The sequence below is a fragment of the Demequina iriomotensis genome (genome assembly GCF_000971395.1).
Taxonomy (GTDB): domain Bacteria; phylum Actinomycetota; class Actinomycetes; order Actinomycetales; family Demequinaceae; genus Demequina; species Demequina iriomotensis.
This window is the reverse complement of sequence record NZ_BBME01000016.1, coordinates 174,149-189,668: the sequence shown is the minus strand read 5'-3', so window position 1 is coordinate 189,668 and position 15,520 is coordinate 174,149. Positions and strand designations below refer to the sequence as shown.

The following is a 15,520-nucleotide window of genomic DNA, read 5'->3' as shown; positions in this document are numbered from 1 at the left end:
CCATTCACGAAAGCCCCCCACACCCGTGGGGGGCTTTCGTCGTATCCGGGTGGGTCTCCCGAGAGCGCCCTTTCGATCCCGACATTCCGGACGTACCCTGGGTGCCGTACGTGCGCAAAGGGATCAAGGGGATCCATGCTCTCGATTCGGTTGATCGGCCAACCTCGGCTGGTGCGTGACGGCCTGACCCTCCCGGGCCCGCGGGGGGCCAAGTGCTGGGCCCTGCTCGCGCGGATCCTCCGCTCGCAGGACCCGTTGTCCCGCCAGCAGCTGGTCAACGAGCTCTTCTCCGAGGCGGATGATCCGATGGGGGCGCTGCGGTGGTCTCTCGCCGAGCTGCGCCGGCGGCTCGGGATGCCGGAGGCGCTGCTCGGCAACCCGGTGATCGCCGGGCTGGATGCCGGCACGGAGGTTGACGTCGCACAGGTGGCGTCCGGGCACCTGCTCGATCCTGTGCCGCGCGGAGAGCTGCTCGAGGGCATCGAGGTGCAGGCCTCGCCCGCGTTCGACACCTGGCTCCTGGTTGAGCGCCAGCGTGTCGCCGGAGACGTGATCGGAGCGCTGCGCAAGGAGGCGCTGCGCGCGATGTCGGCGCATGATCACGCGCGGGCCCTCACCCTCGCCTCGGCGATGGTCGACACGGCTCCGCTCGAGGAGGGCCCTCACGTGCTGCTCGTGAAGGCGTTCGTGGCGGCGGGGGACAGGCTCTCCGCGCATCGTCACGTGGCCGCCACCGAGGCGGCGTTCCTGCGGGAGCTCGGCGTTCCTCCGAGTGCGGCGCTCAGCGCGGCCGCCCGCCCGCCGGTGACGCCGAGCACGGCGGGGGTGTCGTCGATCGCCACGGCCGAGTCGCTCCTCACCGCCGGGCGCGCGGCCGTCGGTGCGGGTGCCGCCGGCAGCGGCATCGCGACCCTGCGCGGAGCCGTGGCTGCGGCGGAGGGGGCGGGCGAGGGACGTCTCGCGGCGACGTGCCTCTTCGAGCTCGGCAGCGCGCTGGTGCATGCCGCGCGCGGCTATGACGACGAGGGCGCCATCGTGCTCGATGCCGCCCGCGCCGAGGCGACTGCGGCAGGAGAGCAGGAGATCGCGGCGAAGGCCCTCACGGAGCTCGCGTATGTGGACGTCCTGGCGGCACGCCGGGAGTGCGCCGTGGAGGGGCTCGCGCTCGCCTGGGACGTCGCCGCGCCCTATCCGCGCGTGCGGGCCGCGGTCGCCGCATACGACGCGGTCCACCTGTCCGACTGGGGACGTCTCGACTCGTCGCTCGAACGCTTCGATGAGGCGATCGACCTGTGCCGCGAGACCGGCAGCGTCAAGCGCGGCATCTGGGCGATGGCCCACGCCGCCCGAGCGGCGTACCTGTCCGGCTGGCTCGCGGCCGCCGAGCGGTGGGCCAAGGAGGCGCAGCGGCAGGCGCAGAGCGAGCGCTGGACCGCGATCCGCCCGTGGCCCGAGGCCTGGCACGCTCACGTGCGCCTGGCCAAGGGTGAGGAGCCGAGCGCGGTGCGCGCCGATCTCGAGTCCTCGTATGCGCTCGCGCGCCAGCTCGAGGACCCTTGCTGGGAGGGCGTGACGGCCAAGGTCATGGGCCTCACCTACGTCGCCGAGGGGGACGTCGACGCGGCGATGCCGTGGCTCGAGCACGCGGGCACCGCGTGCCGCCGGATCAACGACTCGTACAAGTGGCTCGAGGCCGAGGTGCAGGTGACGGACGCCGAGGTCGCCCTCCGGCACGGCGACGGCGATCGCGCGCGCACCCACGCCGAGATCGCGCTGCAAATCTCCGCGCGCGGCGACATGCCCCTGCTCCTCCAGCGTGCCGAGCAGGTGCTCGAGCAGCTTCGGGGCAAGGTCGCCCAGCCCGCCTGACGCCCGCGCACCGGCGAGATCCCTGGAAGTGCCCCTATTTCTGGGGTATTTCCCTCATGTGGCCTACGTCACACGACCCTTCACACGCCCGCGGCGCACTCTGAACTCGACACCGCATGTAGCGCAGTGAAAGGAGGGTGTCATGTCCATCTCGATCACCTCAGACCTCGGCTACCGGCTCGCCGAGGACGGGACCATCGCGCACCAGGCCGAGCTCGAGGAGCTCGCCGAGGCGGTCAAGGGCTTCGCACCCGGCGCCGCCGCCGCGCTCGTCGATCGGGCCGGCACCGAGATCGCCCGGCTCCGGGCGTGGGCCGTGGCACGGTCCGCGCTCATGGGGCGGGTCGCCGATGCCGCCGCGGACCTCGAGTCCGCCACCGCGGGCCGCGGAGCCTTCCGGCTCGTGGCCTGACCAGAGCTTCACCACCGACGGAGAACAAGGAGAGATTCATCATGTCGGTCGCACCTACCGCCCATGGCGTCCCGGACGTCACCGATCTTCGACACGGCGTGCGCGACTCGCTTCGCGAGGTCGCCGACCGCTTCGCGGCCGGCCGCAGCCGTCGCCACGAGCGCCGCGCCTGGCGCCGCGCGAGCCGCATGCCGGCCGCGGACGTGATCATGCGCAACCTGGGCGACTCGTTCCAGATGCCGCTTCACGCGCGACTCCTGTGAGCCCGCGCGAAAGTCAGAACCTTCGACAGTCCTGGGAGGGACCCGTCATGACCGCCACCGCACACCGCGGATACGAGCTGGGCGTCGGGGACGACGCGCCTCACCGCCACCTCATGGACCGCCTGCGCCGCCACCGCGACGCAGCGGCCGAGGCGCGGCACCGAGCGCGTGCCGAGCACCGCCGCCAGCGCCACGACCTCCACGAGCGTGAGCTCGAGCACGACCCGAGGGATCAGCGGGCACGCCACACCCTCGAGTCGGGAGGCATCAGGCCCTTCATCATCGCCTGATCCACCGCGGGACGGGCCGATCTCGCCGAGAGGCGACGTCGCGCCGGTCCCGGACAAGTGAAGAACGCAGGGACGATGCGGCACCGGAGGGTGCCGCATCGTCCCTTGTCATGTCAGGAGGCGGGCGCGCTCGGCGGCTCGCCGCCGGGTCCGCCCGCGGGACGGCCGCCGCCGCCCATCGACCCCGCCGTGGGGGCGGTCGCGGTGTCGATGGGCACCGTGAGCGTCGCGGTGAAGCCATCAGCGGCCGAGCCCTTGAACGCGCCGATCTGGTGGACGCCGCCGTCGTCCCCGAAGACGTTGTCGGTCGCCAACGAGAGCTGCGCGAGGTTCGCCGCGGAGCCGTCGTAGTCGGAGAGCCCGTACACGGGATCGAGGACGTTCTGCGGGAACGCCATCTGCGAGGTGGCGATCGCCTTGGTCGAGTCCTCGATGTCGTCGACGCTCGGGTAGACCTCGAAGTGGATGTGGGTCCAGCGGCCCGTGTAGCAGCCGGGCATCACGGACGTGAAGGTCACCTCGCCGTTCTCATCGGTCACCTGGACGCCACGCAGCCACGTCTCCTCGGTCACGCCGTCGGAGTACATCGAGTACAGCCCCGCGGCGCTGCAATGCCACGCGTACACCGCCGCTCCCACGAGCGGAGCGCCGCCGTTGGCCATGTCGAGCACGGTGAAGGTGAAGTCCAGCGGCACGCCCGGGACGGGATCGCCGCCGCCCACGGAGCTGCGGATGTCGCGCCGCACGATGCCGGACTCCTCCAGCACGTCCGGGCCGTTGGAGCCGTCGGCGGGGTAGGGGCCGGCGGTCTCGTCGGGGATCTCGATGAGGGAACCCGTGGACGATGCGCTGGAGGCGGCGCCGTCGCTCGTTCCGGGCGTGCAAGCGGCGAGCGCCGCGGCGCCCGCGCCGAGGCCGAAGAGCCCGACCACGCCGCGGCGGCTCATCAGGGTCCGCAGATCGAACGAGATGCCCTGGTCGACCACCTCCTCGTCCGGGCGCGCGAGCAGGCGTCCCTCGTAGGCCGGGCCATGCGGGGTGTCGACGGGTGCGGGGATACGGGACATGCGACGAGGCCTTTCTCGGGGGACGGTGAGGTCGGCGGGGCCGATCCAGGGCCAGTCTTGCGCCCGTGCCTCCAGGTTTGCTGGGAGGTTGCGTCGAGGCCTCCGCCGCATCGTCCGCCGGGTATGCCACAATGGCCCCGATGCGTACCGCGATCATCATTCTGTAGCGCGTCGGGCCGAGCCCCGACGCGCAGCCTCCCGCACCCCTGGGAGGCTTTTTTGTTGGGACGCGGGCCACGCTGGATTCAAGGAGCTGACGACGATGACGGATCTCACGGTCGAGGTCTACGACACCACCCTGCGCGACGGCGCGCAGCAGGAGGGCATGAACCTGTCCGTCGCGGACAAGATGGCGATCGCCCCGCTGCTCGACGAGCTCGGCGTGGGGGTCATCGAGGGCGGATGGCCGGGCGCGGTCCCGAAGGACACCGAGTTCTTCGCGCTGGTGAACAAGGAGCTGTCGTTCCGCCACGCGCAGTTCGCGGCCTTCGGCATGACCCGCCGCGCGGGGACCACCGCGGCCTCCGACCCGCAGGTGCGGGCCCTGCTGGACTCCGAGGCGCCCATCATCACGCTCGTGGCCAAGTCCGACATCCGCCACGCCGAGCGCGCGCTGCGCGTCTCGGGCGACGAGAACCTCGCGATGATCGAGGAGACCGTGGCGTTCCTCGTGGGCGAGGGTCGGCGCGTGGTCCTCGATGCCGAGCACTTCTTCGACGGCTACCGCTTCGATCCCGCGTACTCGCTCAAGGCGCTGCTCGCGGGCGAGGCCGGCGGCGCATCGTCCCTGGTCCTGTGTGACACGAACGGTGGCATGCTGCCCGATGACGTCACGCGGATCGTCACGGAGGTGCGGGCGCGGACCGCCGCTCAGCTGGGCATGCACGCGCACAACGACTCGGGCTGCGCGGTCGCCAACTCCATGGCCGCGGTGGCGGCGGGCGTGACGCACGTGCAGGGTTGCGTCAACGGGTACGGCGAGCGCACGGGCAACGCCGACCTCATCGCGGTCGCCGCGAACCTCGAGCTCAAGCGTGGCGTGGTCGCGCTCCGCGGCGATGGGCTGCAGGAGTCGACGCGCATCGCTCACGCCATCTCGGAGATCACCAACATCGCGCCGTTCGCCCGCCAGCCCTACGTGGGCGCGTCGGCGTTCGCGCACAAGGCGGGTCTGCACGCGTCGGCGATCAAGGTCGACCCGGACCTGTACCAGCACACCGAGCCGTCGTACGTGGGCAACGACATGCGCATGCTCGTCTCCGAGATGGCGGGCCGCGCGTCGATCGAGCTCAAGGGCAAGGAGATGGGCTTCGACCTCGAGGGCCAGCCCGAGCTGCTGGGCCGGGTGACGGACCGGGTGAAGAACGCCGAGGCGCAGGGGTACACCTTCGACGCCGCGGACGCCTCGTTCGAGCTCCTGCTGCGGTGGGAGCTCGGCGATGCCCCCAAGTACTGGGAGACGGAGACGTGGCGGGTGCGCGTGTCCTCGGCGCCGGGCAACCCGCGCGACGCCGACGCCGAGGCGGTCATCAAGCTCCGCGCGGGCGGCGGCCAGCGGTTCGTCACGGTGGGCGAGGGCAACGGCCCGGTCAACGCTCTCGACCACGCGCTGCGGAGCGCGTTGGCCGGGGCCTACCCCGAGATCGGCCGCTTCGACCTCACCGACTTCAAGGTGCGGATCATGGACGCCGCCCACGGCACCGATGCGGTGACGCGTGTGCTCATCACCACCGTGGACACCGAGACGGGGAACCAGTGGCGGACCGTCGGCGTCGGGCCCAACATGGTCGAGGCCTCGTGGGAGGCGCTCACCGACTCGCTCTTCTACGGGCTGCTCAAGGCGGGCGTGACGCCCAACCCGTAGGCCGCATCGTCCCCCCGTGGTCGGGACGGTCGAGCGGAGCGGGGGAGAATGGTCCGCATGCATGGTGAGTACAAGGTTCCTGGCGGCAAGCTCGTGGTCGCGGACGTCGAGGTCGAGGACGATGCGATCGCGGCGGCGGTCATCGCGGGGGACTTCTTCCTCGAACCGGCCGAGGCGATCCTCGACATCTCACGCGCCCTGAGCGGTCTCGCGGCCACCGCGACGGTCGCCCAGATCGCGGCCGCGGTGCAGCGGGCCGCCGGCGACGCGACCTTCATCGGCTTCTCGCCTGAGGCGGTCGGCATCGCGGTGCGGCGCGCGCTCGGTCACGCGACCAGCTGGCACGACCACACGTTCGACGTGATCCACGACGTCCCGCGCGACCCCTACATGCAGATGTCGCTCGATGAGGTCCTCTCGGAGGAGGTCGCGGCAGGCCGTCGCGGACCCACGCTGCGTGTGTGGGAGTGGGGCAGCAACGCCGTGATCATCGGCTCGTTCCAGTCGTGGCGCAACGAGATCGACGACGAGGGCGCGGCCAAGCACGGCATGACCGTGGTCCGCCGCGTCTCCGGCGGCGGCGCGATGTTCGTCCAGCCGGGCAACACCATCACCTACTCGCTGCACGTGCCGACGTCCCTGGTCGAGGGGCTGAGCTTCGAGCAGTCGTACGCGTTCCTCGACGACTGGGTGCTGGGCGCGCTGCGCGACCTCGGCATCGAGGCCACGTACGTGCCCATCAACGACATCGCCTCGCCGGCCGGGAAGATCGCCGGCGCCGCGCAGAAGCGCTACGCCGCGGGCGCCGTGCTGCACCACGTGACGATGGCGTACGACATCGACGCCGACGCGATGCTCGAGGTGCTCCGCATCGGCCGCGAGAAGCTCTCCGACAAGGGCACCAAGAGCGCCAACAAGCGCGTCGACCCGCTGCGCAGCCAGACGGGCATGGAGCGCGCGGACGTCATCGACTCGTTCCTCGACCACTTCCGCGGGCGCTACGCGACGCGGCCGGGCGGCGTGACCGAGGCGGAGATCGCGCTCGCGCAGGAGCGCGTCGAGTCGAAGTTCGCGACCGAGGAGTGGCTCAAGCTCGTGCCGTAGGCGCGTCAGGATCTGGCGACGTGCCGGGAGCCCCTCCTCTAGAGGTGCACGCCCGCGAACGTGCCGATCCCGTAGGTGATCGCCATCGCGAGCGAGCCTCCGAGCACGTTGCGGAGGATGGCACGCAGCCGGGGTGCGTGCCCGAGCCGCGCCGACACCGTCCCCGAGATCGCGAGCGCCACGATGACGACGGCGAACGTGAGCGGGATCTTCAGGGCATCGGGCGCGAGCACCGCGCTGAGCAGCGGGAAGATGCCGCCGAGCGTGAAGGCGGTGAGCGACGCGTAGGCCGCGTGCCACGGGTTGACCAGCTCCTCGGGATCGATGCCCAGGTGCGCGCGCGCATGCGCCGCCAGCGGATCGTGCGCGGTCTGCTCGATCGCCGCCTGGCGCGCGGTGGCCTCGGACATCCCGGTCTCCATGTGGAGGCGCGCGAGCTGGTCGAGCTCCCAGTCGGGGCGGTACTCGTGCCACCGCTCCTCACGCTCGAGCTGCGCCTTCTCCGCGTCCCGCTGGCTCGATACCGACACGTACTCGCCGACGCCCATCGAGAGGGCGCCGGCGGCGATGCCCGCGACCGCCGTGGTGAGGATGACGGTCGCATCGTCCGTCGCGGCGACCACGCCGACCAGCAGCGCCGCCACCGACACGATGCCGTCGTTCGCGCCCAGGACTCCGGCCCGCAGCGCGTTGAGACGCCCGGAGACGGCCTCCTCATCGGGGAACGATGAGGTGGCATGGGCAGGCGCGTCGGTCACGCGTCCAGGGTAGGAACCGCGACGCGCGCGCGCCAGGGAGTGAAACCTTGCCTAACTTCTCACCGCGCCGCGCGGGTGCGGCTCACGTGCGCACCGCACGCACCTCGACCGCGAGGCGCAGGACCCTGCTCGCGCGCTCCGCCCACACGATCGCGTCGCCCATCGAGTGCGCCTCGATGAGCCAGAACCCGCCCTGCTGCTCCTGCGAGGGCAGGTACGCGCCCACCGTGGTCTCGGCGCCGTGAGGGTCCGCGCGCACCACGCGCGCCTCAGGCGCGGGATCGAAGCCCGCTGCCATCACCCAGGCACCCGCGTCGCGCATCTCGGCGTTGAGGGCCTCGAGCTCGGCCATGATCTGCGGGAGGTCGTCCGGCACGGCGTCCGACTCCTGGTCGTAGTACATGGCCAGGTGGTACTGCGGCATGCGTCCTCCTCGGAAGCGGCCCCCTCGCCTGCATCGTCCCCGACAGTCTCACACCGCGCGCGCGGAGGCGCGAGCGGACGGGGCCGCGCCGTGGCTCAGGCCGCGGGCCGTGGACCCATGACCGCCGTGCCGACGCGCACCATCGTCGCGCCCTCGGCAACCGCCCACTCGAGGTCCTGGGACATGCCCATCGACAGCTCCCACGCGCTCGACAGGTCCATGGCGCCCTGCTCCGAGCGGATGAGCGCCCGGTCGCGCAGCTCGCGCAGGCGCGCGTAGCCCTCGCGCACGGCGGCCTCATCCGGCGAGTTGAGACCGATGGTCATGAAGCCGATCACGGTGAGGGCGGGCAGCGCCTGGACCGCCGACGCGATCGCGAGGGCCTCGTCAGGGTGCACGCCGGCCTTCGACTCCTCGCCGGAGACGTTGACCTGGATCATCACGTCGAGCTCGCGCTCGGCCTCGAGGCACAGCCGCGAGAGGCGTTCGGCGAGCCGTGCCGAGTCGACGGTCTGCACGCAGTCCGCGTACCGCACCGCGACCGCGGCCTTGTTGCGCTGCAGCTGCCCGATGACGTGGATCCTGGCGCCCGCCGCGCGGAGCGCGTCGCCCTTGGCCTCGAGCTCCTGCATGCGCGACTCGCCCACGAGCGTGCCGCCGGCGCGCACCACCGCCACCGCCGCATCGGCGTCCCACGTCTTGGTGGCGACCATGACGCGCGCGCCCGATCCGGCGCGGCCCCACGAGGCCTCGGCGATGTGGACGCGCGCCTTGACCTCCTCGAGCGCGGCGGCGTGGTCCCAGCCGGCGGGAGCGGGGGAGAGGCTCATCAGGAGTCCTTCGCGATCGGGGCCGTCACCGCGTGGGTGACGGCGATGAGGTCGGCCGGGGCCAGGCCGATGTCGAGGCCGCGCCTCCCGCCCGACACGTACACGGTGTCCCACAGCTCGACCGTCTCGTCGACGGCGGTCGGCAGCACCTTGCGCTGACCGATGGGTGAGATGCCGCCGACCACGTAGCCCGTGGCCCGTTCCGCGTCGGCGGGGGGCGCCATCTCCGCCTTCTTGCCGCCGAGCGCGTGCGCGAGCGACTTGAGGTCGAGCATGCCGCTCACCGGCACGATGCCGACGGCCAGCTGCCCGTCGACGTACGCGCAGAGCGTCTTGAACACCTGGTCCGCGTCGACCCCCAGCGCCGCCGCGGCCTCGAGCCCGTAGCTCAGCTCCGAGGCGGGATCGTGCTCGTACGGGTGGAGGGTGTGGTCGACGCCGGCCTCGATCAGCGCGTGGACGGCGGGCGTCGCGCCTCCGGCGGCGTGCTTGCGGGACATGGGTTCATTGTGGACGATGCGGCGGTTGGCGACCGCGCGCCCTGCGCCCGGGTACGGTTTCCGGGTGAGCGAGACCCTGACCGACGTGCAGATGTGGACCGACGGCGCCTGCAAGGGCAACCCCGGGTTGGGCGGCTGGGGCGTGTGGATGAAGGCCGGCGGGCACGAGCGCGAGCTCTTCGGCGGTGAGAAGGTCACGACGAACAACCGCATGGAGCTCACCGCGGTGATCGAGGGGCTCAAGGCGCTCAACCGCCCGTGCAAGGTGACGCTCCACGTCGACTCGCAGTACGTGAAGAACGGCGCCCAGACCTGGATGAAGGGCTGGAAGCGCAACGGCTGGAAGACCGCGGACAAGAAGCCGGTGAAGAACGTCGAGCTGTGGCAGGCGCTCGACGAGCAGCTGGGCCGCCACGACATCACCTGGGTGTGGGTGAAGGGCCACGCGGGCGACCCGGGCAACGAGAAGGCCGACGAGCTCGCGAATCGCGGCGCGGCGGCCGCGCGGTAGCGCTCCCCGAGTCGCTAGCAGGGGCGATAGATTGCGGGGGTGAGCCTCGACATCGTCAGTCCGGCCGACGGCCGGCGCCTCGCCACCGTTCCTCTCACCAGCGCGGCCGAGGTCGCGAGCCACACCGCGCACGCGCAGCAGGCGTTCGCGTCGGGGGTCTGGTCGGGCCTGGCCCCGCGCGAGCGTGCGGCGGTGCTGCTGCGGCTCGCGGATCTCATGGAGCGCGACGCCGACGTGCTCGCCCGCCTCGACATGGAGGACGCGGGCAAGCCCATCGCGGAGTGCCTCGCGAACGACGTCCCCGGCGCGGTCGAGTCGATCCGCTGGTTCGCGGAGGCGGCCGACAAGGTCGCCGGCGCCGTCCCCGCGACGCCGCCGGACGTGCTCGCCTTCACCGAGCGCGAGCCCTTCGGCGTCGTGGCGGCGATCCTCCCGTGGAACTACCCGATCGCGATGGCGGCGTGGAAGATCGGGCCGGCGCTCGCGGCCGGCAACTGCCTGATCCTGAAGCCCGCCGACACGACGCCTCGCTCCGCCCTGCACGTCGAGGCGCTCGCGATCGAGGCCGGCATCCCGGCAGGGGTGCTGAGGGTGCTCACGGGCGACGGTCCGACCACGGGTGCCGCGCTCGCGGCGGATCCGCGCATCGGCGCGCTGTCGTTCACCGGCTCGACCGCGACGGGCCGATCGATCCTCGAGGCCGCGGCGCGGTCGAACCTCAAGCGGGTGAGCCTCGAGATGGGCGGGAAGAGCCCGCACGTCGTCATGGCGGACGCGCTCGCCTTCGGCGATGCGCTCGTCGACGGGATCGTCGAGGCCGCGTTCCTCACCTCGGGCCAGAACTGCACCGCGGGCTCGCGGATCCTCCTCCACGAGTCCATCCGGGACGAGGTGGTGGCGCGGCTCGCCGCCGCGGCACGCAGCCTCGTGGTGGGGCGGCCCGAGGACCCCGCGACCCAGGTCGGGCCCGTCATCTCCGCGGCCGCCGCCGAGCGCATCGTCGGCGCGATCGATGCATCCGTCGCGCGAGGCGCCGTCGCGGTGGCGGGCGGCGGCGAGGTCGCGGTCGCCGAGGGCGGCCGCTACATCGCGCCGACCATCCTCGCGGGCGTCGCGCCCGACGATCCGATCCTGCGCACCGAGATCTTCGGTCCCGTCACCACCGTGCAGACGTTCCGCACCCGCGAGGAGGCGATCGCGATGGCGAACGACGTCGACTACGGCCTCGCCGCATCGGTCTGGACCAAGGACGTGGACGAGGCGATGGCGGTGGCGCGCGGGGTCCAGGCCGGCATCGTGTCCGTGGGGGCGTACAGCGAGGGCGACCTGACCGTCCCCTTCGGCGGATGGCGGCAGTCGGGCTTCGGGGGTGCCGAGAAGTCGCTCGCCGCGTTCCACCAGTGGACGCGCGAGAAGACGGTGTGGATCCAGCTGGGCTAGTCGAGGCTCCGGAGCAGCTCGATCTCGGCGACCATGCGTGCGCGGAGCACCCCGCCGCGCGCGGCGAAGTCGCGCTGACGCTCGACGTACTCGCGCTTGCCCTCGGGCGTCTCGACCGCGATCGGCGGGAGGCCGAACGACGAGACGTCGTAGGGCGAGGCCTGCATGTCCACGCGGCGTACCTCGAGCGCGAGCGCGAACGCCTCGAGCTGGAGCACGCTCGGGATCGCGGGCGCCAGCCTGGCCGCCCATTTGTACAGGTCCATCGTCGCGTGGAGGCAGCCCGGCTGCTCGAGCGCGACCTGGCTGGCGCGCGTGGGTCGCAGCCGGTTGAGGGGCACCGCCTCCGGGGTGAAGAAGCGGAACGCGTCGAAGTGCGAGCAGGCGATGGGGTTGGCCTCGACCACGGCGTCCGTGCCGTCCTGGCCCAGGCGGAGGGGGAGCGGGTGACGGATGTCCTCGCCCACGCGGTACGCCATCGCCCATTCGTGCATGCCGAAGCATCCGAGCCTCGCCGGACGGTCCGCGGTCGCGCGCAGCAGGCCCTCGACGAAGTCGACCGCCGCGCCGCGGGCGGCCATGAACGCCGCCACGTCGACCTCGGTGCGCCCGTGCTGTGTCCGGTAGTGCTTCCACCCTGCATGCTCGGGCGCATCCTCGAGCGCCACACCGGCCCCGGGGTGCCAGCGCCGCAGGTGCGCTGGGCGGGTCGAGTAGTACTCGAACAGGAAGTCCTCGATCGCGTGCCGCTCGCCGCGCCCCTTGCGGTCGCGGTGGCCCGCGGTCAGCGCATCGGCGGCCTCGGCATGCGCCGCCGCGACCGGCGCCCACTCGGCGCGGGCGAGCGTGCGGGTGGCGAGGGCGGGCATGCGTCCTATTGTCGCGCGCGCGTGCGGGTGCCGGTCTCGCGCCTCTTCACGTACGCGTTCGAGCTCTTGCCGTCTCCGGCTGGCCGGGACTGAACCTGGTAGGACGGGTGCGCCTGCATGAGATCCTTCAGCTTGCCGAAGCCCCAGGTGCGCGAGTCGAAGTCGGACGCGAGCCGTGACAGATTGCTCCCGACGGTGCCGAGGTTCGCCCAGCCGTCGTCGCCCGCGGAGGCATCGACGGCCTCGTACAGCAGGCGGTCGAGCGTGCTGTCGCGCTTGAGGGCGGGCTTGGCCGCGTCGGAGGTCGTGTCGGCCGTCGGAGCGAGGTTCTCCACATAGACGAAGGTGTCGCACGCCGCCACGAACGGCTTGGGGGTCTTGCGTTCTCCGAAGCCGTACACCGTGAGCCCCTGCTCGCGGATACGCGCCGCGAGCCGTGTGAAGTCGCTGTCGCTCGAGACGAGGCAGAACCCGTCGAGGTTCCCGGCGTGGAGCAGGTCCATCGCATCGATGATGAGCGCACTGTCCGTCGCGTTCTTGCCCGACGTGTACGCGAACTGCTGGATCGGCTGCACGGAATGGTCGAGCAACGCCGCCTTCCACGAGGCGAGGCGCGTGGTGGTCCAATCACCGTACGCGCGGCGGACGCCCGCCGTCCCGTGCTTCGCGATCTCGGCGAGCAGCCGTTCGAGATGCTGGGCGCTCGCGTTGTCCGCGTCGATGAGCACGGCCAACCGTGCCCCTCCCGCCGAGCCTGCCATCGTCGTCCCTTCGTCCGTCAAGGAGGTCGTCTCCCGCGAACGTACCAGGCGTCACCCTCCCTCTTCCCACCACCGCAGCACCCGTAGCGCGCGCAGGGTGTTCCAGCGCGAGGGCCGCCCGTCGCCGTCCTCCATGACGAACGGCACCTCGCCGCGATGGGTGTTCTCGAGCGGCCACGTGCCGCTCGACGATCGCCGAGCGCGCAGCATTTCGACGGCGCCGGCGAGCCGCGGGTCGCGCGGGGCGTCGGCCATGCGGAGGTGCTCGAGCGCGCGCAGGACGTCGTAGTGCCAGTAGGTGGGGAAGGAGAAGCGCTGGAAGGCAGGGTCGATCACCTGGCCCGAGCGGCGGCCTCGCATGAGCCCGCGCGCGAGCAGGTACTCGCGGGCGTCCTCGGCCGCCTCGGCTGCGGCGGAGGTCGACCCGAACGCGCGGCGTTGCGTCTCCAGCGCCTCGAGCGCGCCGATGGTCGAGTGGACGCTCGACCGGCGCGACAACGACGGCGGGTCGCAGTTCCAGCCGCCGTCCTCGCGGTGATCGGCGACCAGCCGCTCCACGAGAGGCGACATGTCGTGGCCGAAGTACGCACCCAGGTGGATCGCCGTCGCGAGCGTGCAGGCCTCGTCCTCGCCGTCGAGGAAGGCCGCGTCGTTGTCCTCCCACCGCACCGCGGCGAAGGCGTGCTCGGCCGCCTCGCGCACGGGCCGCGCGTCCGGATCGGCGCCCAGCAGCGTGAGCAGCACGAGCACGTGGGCCGTCGAGGTCCACGGCTGGCCGTCATCGGTCTCGCGATCGCCGTCCGGGAACCATGCGCCACCGGCCCACGAGCCGTCCTCGCGCTGGAGCGCCAGCAGCCGCGCTCCCCAGCCCTCACGAGCGACGCGGGCGCGCTCGCGAGCGACCTCCGCGGGCTCGGCGTCCAGCAGGTCGTGCATCGTCTGCCAGCGGATCGCCGGATCGCCGGACATGAGCCAGTCGGCGACGCTCACGATGCCGCCGCCTGCGACACGCGGCGGTCAGCCCGGTCTCCCGCCGCGTTCGAGACGCGGGTGAGCCCGCGCTCGAGCGGTCCTTGACCCTGCCACCGGCGCCACGCCCACGCGCTCGCGAGCAACGCGGCCTCGAGCGCGACGAGCGCGACGTTCGAGGGCTCGTACACCATCGTGCTGCCGACGGCGGCGATGACGAGCAGGTGCGCCACGTAGCCGGTCAGGGCCATCGAGCCGAGGGCCTCGATGGGGCTGAGCAGCGGTCGCGCCCGCGGTGCGAGCCAGCAGCACGCGCCGATGGTCCCGGCCGCGACGGCCGTGTTGGCGACCATCTCGAGCGGCGTGTACGTGTGCGCCCCGAGGTCCGTGATCGGGCCCTCGCCGGCGAGCACGCGCACGGCGACCGCGATGGCGGCGACCGACACGCCCGCGCCGAGCAGCGCGACCTGCGTGCGCGTCGAGCGCAGCGCCACGCAACCCAGCGCGAGCCCGATCAGGGCGTAGCCGATCCACGACATTGCCGGGTAGTGGTAGCTCCACAGCCGCCCCACGACCGGTGCGGCGGACCACCAGCCCTCGGGCTGGAGGGCGGCGACCAGCACGCGCCCGACGGCGAACGCGACGCCGCCCGCGGACAGCAGGACCCATGTCGGGGCACGCAGGAGCGGGATCGCCATGAGCATGATGAGGCCCAGGTTCACCAGGACGATGTCGACGCCGGTGGCGAGCTGCGTGAGGAGCAGCCCCAGCACGATCAGCACCCCCGCGCGCGCCGCGACCCTCGCGCGCGTGCGGCGCACCGCCGCCGCATCGTGCCTGCCGCCGGCGCCGACGAGCATGAGGGTCATGGTGACGCCGGCCAGCACGGCGAACAGGGCGGACGGCCGTCCGTGCGCGAGCAGCAGCCACCCCCAGCCGTCGGCGTCTGCACCGCGCGTCCCGTCGTCGCCGACGTGGGCTGCGACCATGCCGAGCACCGCGAAGCCGCGGGCGACGTCGAGGCCGATGATCCGCGTGCTCACTCCGACGACGCCCCTTCGGTGCCGAGCACGCCCTCGCCCCAGGCGTAGTGAGCGCCGAGGCATTCGTGCGCGACGTCGCCGAGCGACTGGTCGCCGAGCCACGGGCGCGCGACGGGGTCGAACACGCTCGTCTCATCGATCCCGCGGAGCGCGGCGATCACCTCGAGATGGCTCGCGGCCAGCAGCGCGCGGACCTCGGCGTACGGACGATGCGCGTGCGCGGCGACGAGCGCGGCGTTGAGGTCCGCGAGGCGATCCCAGCCGTAGCCGTCGGCGGGGAACGCGGGCGTCGCGCCGCGCGCCTCGGCGTCGAGCCACACGAGCAGCAGTCCGTGCCAGCCATGCAGGTGCGCGAGCACGTCCGCGACCCGGGCGCCCCCGTCCCAGCCCGGCGCGACCGGTCCGTCGGGCGTGGCGTCGGTGCGGGACAGCAGCGCGGCCAGCGCCGCATCGGCCTCCCGGATCAACGCATCCATGCTGGTCGGGGTCATGCTCAGCATCGTACGGTCAGGCGTGCGCCCCGGATCGGGCGGCCACCGTGCGACG

The 15,520-nt window shown here is 72.4% G+C and carries 18 protein-coding genes; 8 read left to right on the top strand and 10 right to left on the bottom strand.

Annotation, left to right across the window (positions count from 1 at the left end; translation table 11 throughout):
• The first annotated feature begins 171 nt into the window (after positions 1-171).
• From AOM09_RS11725 to AOM09_RS11710, 4 genes are all read left to right on the top strand, one after another.
• Positions 172-1,869 (top strand): AfsR/SARP family transcriptional regulator, encoded by a 1,698-nt coding sequence (locus AOM09_RS11725; protein WP_062388618.1) that lies wholly within the window; start codon positions 172-174, stop codon positions 1,867-1,869.
• A 142-nt stretch (positions 1,870-2,011) separates the two neighbouring features.
• Positions 2,012-2,281, top strand: coding sequence for a hypothetical protein (locus AOM09_RS11720; RefSeq protein WP_062388615.1), 270 nt, complete (start codon positions 2,012-2,014; stop codon positions 2,279-2,281).
• A gap of 41 nt (positions 2,282-2,322) precedes the next feature.
• Positions 2,323-2,544: a hypothetical protein gene (locus AOM09_RS11715; protein ID WP_062388612.1), complete on the top strand. Its 222-nt coding sequence runs from the start codon at positions 2,323-2,325 to the stop codon at positions 2,542-2,544.
• A gap of 47 nt (positions 2,545-2,591) precedes the next feature.
• Entirely contained in the window at positions 2,592-2,834 is a 243-nt protein-coding gene (locus AOM09_RS11710) for a hypothetical protein (protein ID WP_062388609.1), read from the top strand.
• Positions 2,835-2,947: 113 nt separating this feature from the next.
• Here AOM09_RS11710 and AOM09_RS11705 read toward each other — a convergent pair whose 3' ends face one another.
• Entirely contained in the window at positions 2,948-3,901 is a 954-nt protein-coding gene (locus tag AOM09_RS11705; protein ID WP_062388606.1) for a dioxygenase family protein, read from the bottom strand.
• Between the two features lie 262 nt (positions 3,902-4,163).
• On the opposite strand from AOM09_RS11705, the gene cimA reads away from it, so the two are divergent.
• Complete coding sequence (gene cimA / locus AOM09_RS11700) at positions 4,164-5,765, top strand: citramalate synthase (RefSeq protein WP_062388605.1); 1,602 nt, start codon at positions 4,164-4,166, stop codon at positions 5,763-5,765.
• A gap of 57 nt (positions 5,766-5,822) precedes the next feature.
• Entirely contained in the window at positions 5,823-6,869 is a 1,047-nt protein-coding gene (lplAB, locus tag AOM09_RS11695; RefSeq protein WP_062388663.1) for a lipoate-protein ligase LplAB, read from the top strand.
• 38 nt (positions 6,870-6,907) lie between these two features.
• Here lplAB and AOM09_RS11690 read toward each other — a convergent pair whose 3' ends face one another.
• The 4 genes from AOM09_RS11690 to ybaK all read right to left on the bottom strand — a co-directional run bounded on the left by AOM09_RS11690 (position 6,908) and on the right by ybaK (position 9,381).
• Positions 6,908-7,627, bottom strand: a complete 720-nt coding sequence (locus AOM09_RS11690; RefSeq protein WP_062388602.1) for a VIT1/CCC1 transporter family protein — start codon at positions 7,625-7,627, stop codon at positions 6,908-6,910.
• Positions 7,628-7,709: 82 nt separating this feature from the next.
• Positions 7,710-8,051 carry a YciI family protein gene (locus tag AOM09_RS11685; RefSeq protein ID WP_062388599.1) on the bottom strand — a complete coding sequence of 114 codons (342 nt, stop codon included), beginning with the start codon at positions 8,049-8,051 and terminating at the stop codon, positions 7,710-7,712.
• 95 nt (positions 8,052-8,146) lie between these two features.
• The gene (locus tag AOM09_RS11680; RefSeq protein ID WP_062388597.1) at positions 8,147-8,881 is read right to left on the bottom strand and encodes a YggS family pyridoxal phosphate-dependent enzyme; all 735 of its coding nucleotides are present in this window, start codon (positions 8,879-8,881) and stop codon (positions 8,147-8,149) included.
• Entirely contained in the window at positions 8,881-9,381 is a 501-nt protein-coding gene (gene ybaK, locus AOM09_RS11675; protein ID WP_062388594.1) for a Cys-tRNA(Pro) deacylase, read from the bottom strand. The genes AOM09_RS11680 and ybaK overlap by 1 nt, the downstream gene beginning before the upstream one ends.
• A gap of 64 nt (positions 9,382-9,445) precedes the next feature.
• Between ybaK and rnhA the strand changes: the two genes are divergently transcribed.
• Positions 9,446-9,892: a ribonuclease HI gene (rnhA, locus tag AOM09_RS11670; RefSeq protein ID WP_439644989.1), complete on the top strand. Its 447-nt coding sequence runs from the start codon at positions 9,446-9,448 to the stop codon at positions 9,890-9,892.
• A 39-nt stretch (positions 9,893-9,931) separates the two neighbouring features.
• Positions 9,932-11,332: an aldehyde dehydrogenase family protein gene (locus AOM09_RS11665; protein ID WP_062388592.1), complete on the top strand. Its 1,401-nt coding sequence runs from the start codon at positions 9,932-9,934 to the stop codon at positions 11,330-11,332.
• Here AOM09_RS11665 and AOM09_RS11660 read toward each other — a convergent pair.
• The 5 genes from AOM09_RS11660 to AOM09_RS11640 are packed head-to-tail and all read right to left on the bottom strand — an operon-like array spanning position 11,329 to position 15,465.
• A complete protein-coding gene (locus AOM09_RS11660) occupies positions 11,329-12,201 on the bottom strand; it encodes a hypothetical protein (protein ID WP_062388589.1) in 873 nt (290 codons plus the stop codon). The two genes, AOM09_RS11665 and AOM09_RS11660, sit on opposite strands and share 4 nt — an antisense overlap.
• Positions 12,202-12,206: 5 nt before the next feature.
• Positions 12,207-12,962: an NYN domain-containing protein gene (locus AOM09_RS11655; RefSeq protein ID WP_062388586.1), complete on the bottom strand. Its 756-nt coding sequence runs from the start codon at positions 12,960-12,962 to the stop codon at positions 12,207-12,209.
• A gap of 51 nt (positions 12,963-13,013) precedes the next feature.
• Positions 13,014-13,952, bottom strand: coding sequence for a prenyltransferase/squalene oxidase repeat-containing protein (locus AOM09_RS11650; protein WP_082099095.1), 939 nt, complete (start codon positions 13,950-13,952; stop codon positions 13,014-13,016).
• Positions 13,949-14,974 (bottom strand): heparan-alpha-glucosaminide N-acetyltransferase domain-containing protein, encoded by a 1,026-nt coding sequence (locus AOM09_RS11645; protein WP_062388583.1) that lies wholly within the window; start codon positions 14,972-14,974, stop codon positions 13,949-13,951. Before AOM09_RS11645 ends, AOM09_RS11650 begins: the two co-directional genes overlap by 4 nt.
• Positions 14,971-15,465, bottom strand: a complete 495-nt coding sequence (locus AOM09_RS11640; RefSeq protein WP_169747656.1) for a ClbS/DfsB family four-helix bundle protein — start codon at positions 15,463-15,465, stop codon at positions 14,971-14,973. The genes AOM09_RS11645 and AOM09_RS11640 overlap by 4 nt, the downstream gene beginning before the upstream one ends.
• Positions 15,466-15,520 lie beyond the last annotated feature (55 nt).